Consider the following 12,528-nt stretch of genomic DNA (forward strand, 5'->3'; position numbering starts at 1 on the left):
GATTTGAAAACAGTTTTTAAACGTATAATATAAAATCTACTTTCAAGTTTAAGGTTCTGTGGCGTATATATATTTTTTATTTGCTATAGACCTTCTCCTGATTCTATATCTTTTTTCGTTATCTGTTCAAAAATTTATAAGCAATAAAATTCCTGGGATAATTTAAATTGTTAGGACAGCCATAAAAAATATACATATAATTTTCGTAAGAAACAAACGCCACAGAAGCTTATTAAGTCCAGTAAACTGGTTTATTCGGCTCCGCATTCTCTAATTCCTTCTAAAATACTATTTTCTTGTAACGATTCGTCTACTGTATCTTGAATGGGTAGATCCGCATTAAAATCATTTAAATTTGGAGATCCTCCGTTTATCCAAGCGGTTAACCAGAAGTTACCTACCTCTTTAATGGACTGTTGCAAACGTGCTTCAACCTGTCCTTGTAGTGCTTGATGATAGATGGTAGCAAATGCAACTGAATATTCTTTTTTGAGTAGCGGACCATCTTGTTCAAAACTATATTTTGCTACCATAGGATATTCTGCTGAAAGCTCCTTTTCTAGATTCAGTACCTGTTCAACCAATTCATGAGATGCTAATACAATATGCCAAATATGGCTTAATGGATCTTTTATATAAACCGCCTGCCCGACAAAAAGATTATAGGTATCGAAAAATAAAATAGGGAGCCGGGTTTCCCATAAAGCATGAATCCCTTCTTGGTCCGTCATTTGTCCATTATAGTTTTCTGTAGTATGTAAGGGAACATGTGCATCTGCAATATAGTGGCCTAAATCTGCTGATTTTTTCAGAATTTTAGCGACATCCTTATCCCTAAAAGCCTCTGTTAGTTCTTTGTGTACATGGAGTATAGCCCAAGGGAGTTTACCATGTGTCTCTACCGCTTTAGCACCATACCTTTCGACAGCTTGCTCCAATAAAAGCTTTTTTCGATCTAATAGAATGGCCTCATAATGCTCCATATCTATAAAGTGTTTTGCGGCTTCACCTTTGACCACATATCTACGTTTATCCGGATTTATAGACTTTTCGGTTAAAAATATTAGATGTGCTTTATAAAAAGCAAACATAGCTGGTGGTAGCGTAGTAATAGCATACCGATTAATCTGCTTATGTGCAAAAAAACCCCAAGACCAACCCTCTAAAGGAAGAAAAAAAGTTATCCAAAACCAATGGATGGTTTGACTAGGTACTAAAAATTGCTTTTTCATTTTCTAAACAAGAAAATTTCAATACACCGATCAAATGGGAGAAGCTATGAGATTATAATAACGCGATCTTAATTGTATTATCATTAAACTATTAATTTAACCTCATAGATTGTTAATCCAATAAACGGGTAGCATACTATAACCTAATTGTTTGGTCCCAGTAAGAAGTGGTTTGAATGATTATTAAATAAAATAGATTAATATTATTTGCTACGGAAATAAAATTCTTATTTTTCTGTCTACTATATTTTTACTGTATGTAAGATAAAATCTTGACTTCTATAACTAAGTAAATTTAATACGCATCGCTTCTCGTACCATTCCCATGGTTTTTTTTGCCAATTGAGCTGCTTTTGCAGTACCATGATGTAGTATTTCTTTTACAATTTTAGTATCTAAATAATTTCTTTTTTCTCTGATTGGTGCCAAAAAAAGTTGTAAGCTCTCGTTTAAGATATTTTTAATGGCTACATCGCCTAGCCCTCCGCGCCTGTAGTGGGCTTTTAAGGAGGCAATAGCTTCTTGGTCACTATGAAAAGCATCCAAATAAGCAAATACAACATTGCCTTCTACACGACCAGGATGACTGGCTTTAATATGATCAGGATCCGTATACATTTGAAAGACTTTTTGTTTGATCATTTCTGGTGGATCGGAGAGCGCAATGGCATTGCCCAATGATTTACTGCACTTGGATTTGCCATCTATACCTACTAACCTAGATGTTTTACCTAGAACCGCTTTACATTCTTTTAAAACTTTGGTACGATAGATTCTATTAAAGCGTCTAACAATTTCATTGGTCTGTTCAATCATAGGCAACTGATCATCCCCAACAGGTACCCATTCTGCTTGAAATAGCGTAATGTCTGCCGCTTGACTAATCGGATAACAGAGAAACCCTAGCGGGATGACTTCATGGTATCCTTTTTGGTGCATTTCATGTTTTACAGTCGGGTTTCTGCTTAATCTGCTCAAAGTAACAAGATTTAGGTAATAGATGGTTAATTCTGCAATTTCTGGTATGCGCGATTGAATGAAAATAGTTGTTTGATTGGGATCAATGCCAACACTTAAGTAATCCTTTACAACTTCAATAATATCTTTAGTAATTTTTTCTGGATGATCAAAATGATCTGTTAAAGCTTGTAGATCTGCTACTAAGATGTACTGGTCGTATGCATGTTGTAATTGGATTCTGTTCTGTAAGGAGCCTATATAATGACCTAAGTGGAGGTTGCCAGTTGGTCTATCACCGGTTAAAATTTTTTGTTTCATACTTTGGGTACAGATAATGGAAGAGCGCTTTATCCAATTTTGGACTTATACACGCCATGTAATATATACAAGCAAAGGCTACAAAAAAGTCCTTCAATATGCATTGTAACGATTAATACTGTACATATGACAATTAACAAATAGCGCGCTCGATTCGCTTGAAAAGAAAATCCTTGAAATTTTAAAGCTATAAATGGAATATTGGAAACCAGTAGATAAGAAAGTAGTATTGTTAATAAAGGCAATACCATGGGGTGGGTTAAAGCATTTACCAAAAAGGGATAAACAGAACGCTCTAGCATTATAGGCAATATAGCTATTAGCATGGCATTAGCGGGTGTAGGCAGCCCTATAAATTGACCTACTTGCCTGGGATCTATAGTAAACTTAGCTAGCCTAAGCGCAGAAAATATAATGATTAACAAAGCAAAATAAGGACGATTTGGACAAGTTTCATAAGTTTTAATCAACATATAGCAGATTGCTGCAGGCAGCATGCCAAAAGTAATAAGATCTGCCAATGTATCTAATTGCTTACCAAAGGAGGATTGCGCACGTAGTATTTTAGCAGCAAAACCATCTAAAAAATCAAAACAAGCGCCTACAAAGATACTGTAAGCAGCATATATCAAATGGCCGTTTAGCGCCAATAAGGTACCTATCGCACCGCTGGTTAGGTTTAAAAGCGATAAGCAATTGGGAATATATTTTTTCATATCTGAATGCATTTAAATAAAGCTCCACGTAATGTCTATTCATTAGACTGATTTCATTATGGCACCAACTGAAATCTAAATATAATTAATTTATGATCTATATTAAAAATGTGAATTCGGGATGGCTTTGTTACCTGAATAAGATTAATTTTTTTCTTTGGGATTTTTATTTGCATTTTTTCCCATTTTTTAGCCTATATTTTTTAGATGCTCCATATATTTTAGTACAGCATCTCTATCTACAGAAGCACCTTAACTGGCTTAGTGTTAAATCTTCTTAATGAATAAAGCCAACACTATTTTAGTCTTTTCTGACCAACTAAAATGGCTAATTTTATCGCTTCCCATTTGAAGCCCTTTGTTTAACCTGATAAAAATTAAATACAAGGAGATAAAATTAATATTTCGTGTCCTAATTCTTGAGTCTAGTACACTTTTTTATGTTCCATCCGCTTGTGTAAACATGATAAAATAAGTAACTTGCTACCTTTGTAAAATAACTAGTTTGGTGATGTAGCTCAGTCGGTAGAGCATCGGACTGAAAATCCGTGGGTCGGAGGTTCGAGTCCTCTCATCACCACTTTATGCCTTGCATTTAATCCTAGCACTAATTTCTAAGCCTGCTTGGCTTTGGTAAGCTACAGCCGTTTTTCGATCCACTTGTCTGCTTAGCATAATGTAGATGGTGCATAAAATAAGTATTAGCTTACCTTTGATGGCATTTTGCTTTAGCATGGCAGCAATTTTTATGATCCCTAGTTTTGTACTCACTCATACAAAGATGCTCAATCAACTTTTTACCAGAATTTTTACTTCAAAAAAAGAAAAACAACTCCGTTTTTATAAGAAAAAAGTACAAGAAATCAATCAAATTTACGCATTATTGCAGTCCCTTTCCCATGATGCATTACGGGAAAAAGTTACAGCGATCCGTCAAGAGATAACTGCCTATTTACAGCCCATTAGGTCTGAAATGGAACAACTCAATAAATCAGCAGATGAACCATTGGGCGATGCTTTGGCTATAGCCAATACAAGGATAGACCAATATAAACGGTTGGAGCAGCTAAAAAAGCAACACAAAGCAGCATTGAGAATCATTTTAGATCAAGTATTACCAGCTGTTTTTGCCATTGTAAAAGAGACCGCGCGCCGTTTTAGGGATCATAACCAGCTAAGTGTGTCGCTGCATCCGCATGATCAAGCTATTGCGGCCACTAAGTCTTATGTGACCATAGAGGGCGATAAAGCCATTTGGCACAATCAATGGAAGGTAAGTGGGCATAGGATTGTTTGGGAAATGGTACACTACGATGTCCAATTGATAGGCGGAATGGTTTTACACCAAGGGAAAATAGCTGAAATGGCTACAGGCGAAGGTAAAACCTTAATTACAACCTTGGCAGCATTCCTAAATGCATTAAGTCATCAAGGCGTCCATGTAGTTACCGTAAATGATTACTTAGCGAAAAGAGATGCCAAATGGATGGCACCTATTTTTGAATTTCATGGTTTTACAGTGGATTGTATAGATAACTATATGGCCTGCTCCACTGGACGGCAACGTGCCTATCAGGCAGATATTATATTTGGTACCAATAATGAATTTGGTTTTGACTACCTTAGGGATAATATGGTAACAGATGCTAGCGATTTGGTCCAACGTGCACACTATTTTGCTATTGTAGATGAAGTTGATTCTGTACTTATTGATGATGCTAGAACACCGCTTATTGTTTCAGGTCCCGTAGAAGAGAGTGACGAGCACATTTACAAAGAATTGGCGCCTAAGATTGCACAATTGTATACACTACAAAAGCAACTAGTGATTAAGTTTCTACAAGAAGCCAAACAAAAAATAAAAGAAGGCGATATAGAAGCAGGAGGACTCGCCCTTTTTCGTGCCTACAGAGGCTTACCTAGATATAAACCTTTAATTAAATTCCTTAGTGAAAAAGGCATGCGTCAGATCTTAGACAATATAGAGTCTTACTACATACAAGAAAATGCTAAGATGATGCCCCAAGCAGACGAACCTCTTTTCTTTTCCATTGATGAAAGAAACAACAATGTTGAAATCACTGAAAAAGGGTTGGCGTATTTAACAGAGCAAGAAAAAAATCCTTCTTTTTTTACATTACCAGACGTAGCAGCGCACATTGCAGCTATTAAGAACGATACTACTTTAACCCACGAAGAAAGCATTGCGCAGCGTTCTTATTTTCAGCAAAGCTATAAGGTAAAAGCACAACGCATTCATGCCTTGCATCAATTGTTAAAAGCCTATTCCTTATTTGAAAAAGATGTGGCCTATATTGTAGCCAAAGGGAAGGTAAAAATTGTAGATGAACAAACCGGTCGGGTGTTAGAGGGTCGTAGATATTCAGATGGTCTACATCAAGCCTTAGAAGCGAAAGAGGAGGTTCGTATTGAAAAACCTACTCAGACCTATGCCTCTATTACCCTGCAAAGCTACTTCCATATGTATGATAAGCTAGCCGGTATGACAGGTACAGCTGAGACAGATTCAGAAGAATTTTGGGATATTTATGGTCTTGCGGTAGTACCTATTCCAACCCATAGGGCATTGTTACGGGAAGACAGGGAAGATAAAATCTATAAAACAAGACGAGAAAAATTTAATGCGATCATTGAAGAAATTGTCGCCTTATCTACCCAAGGAAGACCAGTCTTAGTGGGTACTACTTCAGTAGAAATATCTGAATCAGTAAGTAAAATGCTTGCTTTGCGCAAAATTTCCCATCAAATTTTAAATGCAAAACATCATCAAAAAGAAGCAGAAATCGTGGCGCAAGCCGGTATGGCTGGTACCGTTACGATTGCCACCAATATGGCAGGCCGTGGTACCGATATTAAATTGACCCAACCTGCAAAAGCAGCCGGTGGGTTGGCTATTATTGGTACGGAACGTCATGAGTCCAGGCGTGTAGATAGACAGTTGCGTGGCCGTTCTGGACGACAAGGCGATCCAGGTTCTTCTCAATTTTTTCTTTCCTTAGAGGATAATTTAATGCGCCTCTTTGGTTCTGATAGAATTGCAGCTATAATGGATAGAATTGGGTTAAAAGAGGGAGAAGTTATTCAGCATAGCATGGTAAGTAGGTCTATCGAAAGGGCACAAAAAAAAGTAGAACAGAATAACTTTGCCATGCGCAAACGTTTGTTAGAGTATGACCGTGAAATGGGTACCCATCGCAATGCCGTCTACCAAAGACGGACCCATGCCTTATTAGGCGAAGGAGTTGAAGTGGATATTATGAATATGCTCTACGATACGGTAACCAATATTATAGAGCATGAAAATAGTAAACTAGAGGCAAGTATGCTAAATCCTATTTTTTTCGCTGTATTTGGCATTTTAGATGCTTTTTCAACATCATTTTTCGTAGGTAAGAAAAAAGAAACTATTATAGAGGATATTTATCAGCGGTTGACAGCGCTATATTACGAACGCATGAACACATTGCAAGAAGGATTGTTTTCTTATTTTAAGCAGTCCACCGTAGGCAGGAATCATAGCTTAGAAGCGCCTTTTTTTGACGGTAAAATTTATATTAACGCCACTGTTGATCCTGTTACTTTTATGGCTTCTCGTGGAGGAAAATTGGTTAAAAATTTAGAATGCATGGTTGTGCTGCATGTAATTGATCAACATTGGAAAAGCCATTTGCGAACCATGGACGATTTAAAACAATCGGTACAAAATGCTATTTATGAACGGCAAGACCCTATTATAACCTTTAAGTTTGAAGCTTACCATTTATTTAGAAAATTTATGGCTACGGTAAGTCAAGAAATTATTGCTTTCTTGTTTCATGCGCCGCTTTATGTACAGTTGCCATTGAAGAACGTTATGGAAGATCCATTGGGCAAAAAAGAATAGATATAAAAATAGGCTATGACCAATCAAGCGTAATTTAAAACTGTAAAACCACCCAATGGTGGCTTTACCTTTCGTAGCAATTGATTGAACAATTTTGTGCGCATAGGCTTTTTTGGTATTAACATGAGTCGTCGTACGTTACCTACTTAACCTGCTATTAGAGGCTGGTTATTCCAACCACTTGGCAATTTCTGTCGCACCATGTTCTTTTGCATAGTACAAAGCAGTATTTCCTGCTTTATCTGTTACATTTAGATCTGCTTTATTATCTATCAATAATTTGGCAAATTGTTTGCTGTTATAAATTGCTGCATGCATCAAAGCAGTCTTCCCTTCGTTATCTTGTGCATTTAGATTTGCCCCTTTTTCTAGCAAAGCATTAAAGGTACGTGTTCTACCATGTTTTACTGCATACATCAAAGCAGTCTTTCCTTCGTTATCTTTTGCATTCGGATCTGCTCCTTTATCTAGCAGGAATTGTAAAATGTCGTTTACATTGGAGTATATTGCGTGCATTAAAACAGTCGTTCCTGCGTCACTTTTTGCATTTACATCTGCCCCCTTATTTAGTAATATTTTGGTCATATCCATTTGATTATGTCCTACTGCATACATCAAAGGAGGAGATCCCCATTTATCTTTTATATTTATATCTACCCCTTTGTCTAGTAATAACTTGAAAGCATTCATCTCATCATTTGATATTGCTGAGACTAAAGCAGATTCTTTATCAAAATTCTTTATATTTACATCTGGATGGTTATCCAATAACAATTTGTACATATGTATGCGATGATCTTTTATTGCACAGATCAAAGCAGTATTTCCTTCTTGATTTTGTATATCTACATTTGGATGGTTTTTTAACAACACTTCAACGACCTCTTTTCTATTTTCTTTTATTGCATACATTAAGGCTGTGTTGCCATAGTCATCTTTTGCATTTAGATCCGCCCCTTCATTTATCAACTGTTGCACATTTGCTATATCGCCACTTTTCGACTTCTCCATTAGGAATGTCCTCCCATACGGCCCTTTTCTATTTATAGTATCGCTATTCCACTCGGTTGTACTAGATGGTTCTAGTGTTGATGGACTGGTTGATGCTGCAGTGGCACTGCTGTTACTCCATTCAGTTATGACGAGTGGCAGCATTGTGGTTCGTACATCTGGACCTATAGTCGTAAAGTTAGTACCATTTAACGCAGTAGCATTGGATGGTGGTAACGTGTCGGTACCAGCAAGATTATATCCCACTAAACCAGCACCAAAAAGTGCAAGTGCCACTGCTCCATAAGCACATTTCTTTGGATACGTATTAATGTACCTGTGTACGTCACCTAAAGTAGGACGATGCATGGTTTGCTTGGTCTGTACACAAGCAGAGAAAGTGCTTAAGCTTAACAGTCCAATACATAGACCTAGACTACGGTTTATCTTTTTCATAGCAATGATATTTAAATATTAAAAACATATTATAAACAGCAAGCAGAATGCTTTGAATAGAATAAACCGTTATCTAGCCCTACTATTCCCTCTGCTTAGCTTAATTAAAAACAATAAGACAAAAGGCAACTTTAATAATGATTAACTGTAATATAGAACGAAGTATCTTTTGTCCCTTGCTTAATGTTTATTAAAAAATAAATAGAATTCCAAATCTAATGGACTGAAAAGTATAGCACTTAAAGAGATAATTGTCTTGGTAGAACTACAAAATGCTTTATATTTGGCTAATTTTTATCCATAACCTGAGCAATTTTTGCTTTAATATCTGCTTCTATCTTATTAAAAAGTTCTGGATGGCCATTTAAGAGCTCCTTGCTGGCCTCTCTTCCTTGGGCGAGCTTATGATCTTCGTAGGAAAACCAAGATCCAGCTTTCTTCACTATACCTAACTCTACGCCAATATCAATAAGTTCGCCAACTTTAGAAATCCCTTCTCCATAGACAATATCAAACTCAACCACTCGAAAAGGAGGTGCTACTTTGTTTTTTACAATCTTAACTCGGGTGCGTTTCCCTGATACCGTTCCATCACTCTCCTTTAGTGAGGTTATACTACGAATATCCAGACGAACAGAGGCATAAAATTTTAATGCATGCCCACCTGTAGTGGTTTCTGGGTTACCAAATAGCACACCAATTTTTTCCCTAAGTTGATTGATAAAAATGCAAGCACATCCTGTTTTATTAATCGTTCCGGTAAGTTTGCGCAAGGCTTGTGACATCAAACGTGCCTGTAATCCCATTTTGCTATCACCCATGTCCCCCTCTAGTTCACTACGGGGCACTAGTGCAGCTACAGAATCAACCACTAAGATGTCTATGCTACCAGAACGAATCAGATGTTCGGCTATTTCTAGCGCTTGTTCTCCATCATCTGGTTGGGCGATAAGCAAATTTTCCATATCTATGCCCAAACGCTCCGCATAGCTTTTATCAAAAGCATGTTCGGCATCAATAAATGCAGCTAACCCACCTTTTTTTTGGGCCTCTGCAATACAGTGTAAAGAAAGTGTGGTTTTTCCAGAAGATTCTGGTCCATAAATTTCAATAATTCTGCCACGTGGTATGCCACCTACGCCTAATGCTAGGTCTAAACCCAGAGAGCCTGTGGAAATGACTGGAATATCTACTACATGATTGTCACTTAACCGCATAACTGCTCCGCGTCCATATGTTTTTTCTAACTTGTCAATCGTAATTTGTAACGCTTTTAATTTTTCTGTATTATCCGTCATAGTCTAAGTTTAAAAAAAATAGAAATTTCGTAAATTATGTAGTAGCTTGAATAGTGTGCTTATGAACAAAGCCATCTGCAGTTAACGAAATAATTAGATGATCAATAGCATGTATTCGCCAAGTAGGCCAATTGATCCTTAAACATACTACATTTATTTGACATCGCATCATCATAGCCGATACTTTGTATCGAAGCTACAAGCATTCTATTATATCTTATGCCTTTGGTAGGTCTTCAAATTTTTATTCTAAATATAAGGTGTTGAAAACGTATTGCTCAGAAAAAAAAAATCTGATTATACAATGTATTTTATACCTATTGCTATCTATTTATGCAAGCATGTTGCATGCAGCTATTGGTAAACCTTTACCCATTAAAGAAGTAATTGTAGGCGTGAACCATATACATAAAAAGGGCTTACAAAAACATTCTATTTATCACCCAGCGACTACCTTTTTAGGCATGCCCATTAGAAAATGGCTTTATCAATGGGGCGATCACTATTTTAATCTTGAAAAGATCAAAAATCAGTCTGCCTCTATTGAGGCAACCTATGCCTACCGGATCTCTAAAGCAGCCAACGAAAAAGAAAAAAAGAAACTTATCGCCAAGCGAGATAAAGCTATTAAACGAAAACAAGAGCTGGCGGCAAAGGGAAACCATCTCATGCGTATGGGTGAAAAACCCTTATACTATGACCCAACCTATGTGCATCATAATGAAAAAATATTTTTAAACTATCTACACTCCAAAGGCTATTTAGATGCTGAGGTTACTAGTAAAACTGATTTGCAAAAATCAAGTGCACGTGTCACTTACTACATCAACCTAAAAAAATTGTATAAAATTGCCTCAATAAGGCTACAAACAACTGATCAAGCCATAGGCACCCTGCTGGGCAATTATAATAGTGAAAGTTTGATTAAAATAGGCGACTCATATACTTATGAAAATTTTGTCAACGAGCAAGAACGTATTATAAACCTATTGTCAGATAATGGTTATTTTGAATTTAATGAACAATATGTGCACTTTATAGCTGATCGATCAGACGGTGACCATACCATAGCGGTAACTACTGTAGTAGATCTCCCAAATCCTAAAATGGCCTACCATAAAACAAAGATAGGACGTATTGTAGTGGATCTAACTACCCAAAAGGATCACGCTTCGTGTATAACTCCTTTGCTAACCAAAGTATGTCAAGGTCTTTATTTTTTAGTTCCATCAGATGGATATCCCTTAGATGACATAGCGGCTAAAATACCGCTTCGACCTGGAGATTTGTACAACAAAAGTAAGATTTTAGAAACCTATGAGCGGCTCCATCGAATTGCTACATTTGGGTCTATTGCTATTTTACCCAAAATAGAAGGGGATCAATTGGTCATTTATATTCATGCCAAGCCTGATGAACGCGTAAGAATTCAAACAGAAATTGGCGGAGAATGTGTGAACTTCAACCTTAATAAACTCCGTCCTGCTATCAAATTAAATCCCATTATAAGGCGGGTTAGAGGGCTAGGTATACTGCAGATAGAGGCCAGTGTTGCGCGAAGAGAGGAGTTTGTAATCCAAAAATCTTACCAGAATACCACCTACGGATTGCGTGGTAAATTTACTACGCCATGCTTTATGCTTTTTTTATCAAAAAAAACCAATCTAATGCTGGAAAAGCTTAATCCAAGCACCACTATGACTATCGATTATAGCTTTACTAAAAATCGTGGTTACAGCAGCAAAAAAATAGATTCAGGATTAAATTATAATTGGTATAGCAAACATGTGTTATACGAATGCGCCCCTTTTAAAGTGACATTTGACTACCCCCAAGTTCTAGATGACTCAAAAATAAACCAATCGCATATAAAATTACCCTCTTTTTTGACTAGCATGGGATGCATACTTACCATACGATCAGCCATGCCTGCGTTATATTTCAATCCGTTGGTCAGCTATAGATGGATGATTTTAATCGATATAGAGCATGGAGGACTCTATGAACATCTTTTTCCAGTGAAGAAAATTTTACATAAGGAGATTCAACTATACAAGTATTTTAAAATTGAGATGGGTTATCAACATGCTTTTGATATTACAGCCTATACGAGACTAGTTTACCAAGCTAAATTAGGTGCTGTTAAGGGATACAAAGCAACTGATAAAATCCCCCTAGACAAACAATATACAATAGGAGGATATGGTAGCGTGCGCGCTTGGGAAAGAGGAATGATTGGGCCTGGTCTGTATGAAAGCGAAGAAGATAACAAGGAAAGACAAAAAGGTAATTTGCTTTTACTGGGCAATATAGAACTACGTCGAAAGTTAATTGGCTATTTAGAAGGGGCGCTTTTCCTAGATATGGGCAATACTTGGAAGCTAGGGAAAGATGCGCCATTAAAAATGAAATTTAAATTCCATAAATTTTACAAAGCTTTTGCAGTAGGAGGTGGTTTTGGATTAAGATTAAATTTGTACAATATTTTTATACTTTGTGGGGATCTGGCATTCCCATTGCATAGACCTTCTGGCAGCAAACTACAAAAGCTGAAACCCATTTTTAATTTAAACATTGGCTATCCTTTTTAAAATTGCCATATACTTGTTATACCACATAAAATAATGTATACCATACGTTTTAAATAGGATCTA

At 36.7% G+C, this 12,528-nt stretch carries 8 protein-coding genes, 1 tRNA gene and 1 pseudogene; 3 read left to right on the forward strand and 7 right to left on the reverse strand.

The features are described 5' to 3' along the window. Positions 1–251: 251 nt before the first annotated feature. The 3 genes from ACRRVD_RS02590 to pssA form a co-directional block, all read right to left on the reverse strand. The gene (locus ACRRVD_RS02590; protein ID WP_432461596.1) at positions 252–1,232 is read right to left on the reverse strand and encodes a zinc dependent phospholipase C family protein; all 981 of its coding nucleotides are present in this window, start codon (positions 1,230–1,232) and stop codon (positions 252–254) included. 285 nt (positions 1,233–1,517) lie between these two features. Then, positions 1,518–2,510 (reverse strand): tryptophan--tRNA ligase, encoded by a 993-nt coding sequence (trpS, locus tag ACRRVD_RS02595; protein WP_432461597.1) that lies wholly within the window; start codon positions 2,508–2,510, stop codon positions 1,518–1,520. A gap of 29 nt (positions 2,511–2,539) precedes the next feature. Beyond that, positions 2,540–3,226 (reverse strand): CDP-diacylglycerol--serine O-phosphatidyltransferase, encoded by a 687-nt coding sequence (gene pssA / locus ACRRVD_RS02600; protein WP_432461598.1) that lies wholly within the window; start codon positions 3,224–3,226, stop codon positions 2,540–2,542. A gap of 507 nt (positions 3,227–3,733) precedes the next feature. Between pssA and ACRRVD_RS02605 the strand changes: the two genes are divergently transcribed. After that, a tRNA-Phe gene (locus tag ACRRVD_RS02605) sits at positions 3,734–3,806 on the forward strand. Between the two features lie 2 nt (positions 3,807–3,808). On the opposite strand, the gene ACRRVD_RS02610 is transcribed toward ACRRVD_RS02605, so the two are convergent. After that, the gene (locus ACRRVD_RS02610; protein WP_432461599.1) at positions 3,809–3,961 is read right to left on the reverse strand and encodes a hypothetical protein; all 153 of its coding nucleotides are present in this window, start codon (positions 3,959–3,961) and stop codon (positions 3,809–3,811) included. On the opposite strand from ACRRVD_RS02610, the gene secA reads away from it, so the two are divergent. Then, a complete protein-coding gene (secA, locus tag ACRRVD_RS02615) occupies positions 3,960–7,130 on the forward strand; it encodes a preprotein translocase subunit SecA (RefSeq protein WP_432461600.1) in 3,171 nt (1,056 codons plus the stop codon). The genes ACRRVD_RS02610 and secA overlap by 2 nt on opposite strands. A gap of 33 nt (positions 7,131–7,163) precedes the next feature. Here secA and ACRRVD_RS02620 read toward each other — a convergent pair. The 3 genes and pseudogenes from ACRRVD_RS02620 to recA form a co-directional block, all read right to left on the reverse strand. Then, a pseudogene (locus ACRRVD_RS02620) lies at positions 7,164–7,238 on the reverse strand (hypothetical protein); the annotation flags it as partial. A gap of 60 nt (positions 7,239–7,298) precedes the next feature. After that, positions 7,299–8,576 (reverse strand): ankyrin repeat domain-containing protein, encoded by a 1,278-nt coding sequence (locus tag ACRRVD_RS02625; protein WP_432461601.1) that lies wholly within the window; start codon positions 8,574–8,576, stop codon positions 7,299–7,301. 287 nt (positions 8,577–8,863) lie between these two features. Continuing rightward, on the reverse strand, positions 8,864–9,874 hold the full coding sequence (recA, locus tag ACRRVD_RS02630; RefSeq protein WP_432461602.1) for a recombinase RecA: 1,011 nt from the start codon (positions 9,872–9,874) through the stop codon (positions 8,864–8,866). Between the two features lie 341 nt (positions 9,875–10,215). Between recA and ACRRVD_RS02635 the strand changes: the two genes are divergently transcribed. Next, a complete protein-coding gene (locus tag ACRRVD_RS02635) occupies positions 10,216–12,465 on the forward strand; it encodes a BamA/TamA family outer membrane protein (RefSeq protein ID WP_432461603.1) in 2,250 nt (749 codons plus the stop codon). Positions 12,466–12,528: the final 63 nt, after the last annotated feature.

The organism is Candidatus Cardinium hertigii, from assembly GCF_050864915.1.
Classification (GTDB): Bacteria; Bacteroidota; Bacteroidia; order Cytophagales; family Amoebophilaceae; genus Cardinium; species Cardinium hertigii_D.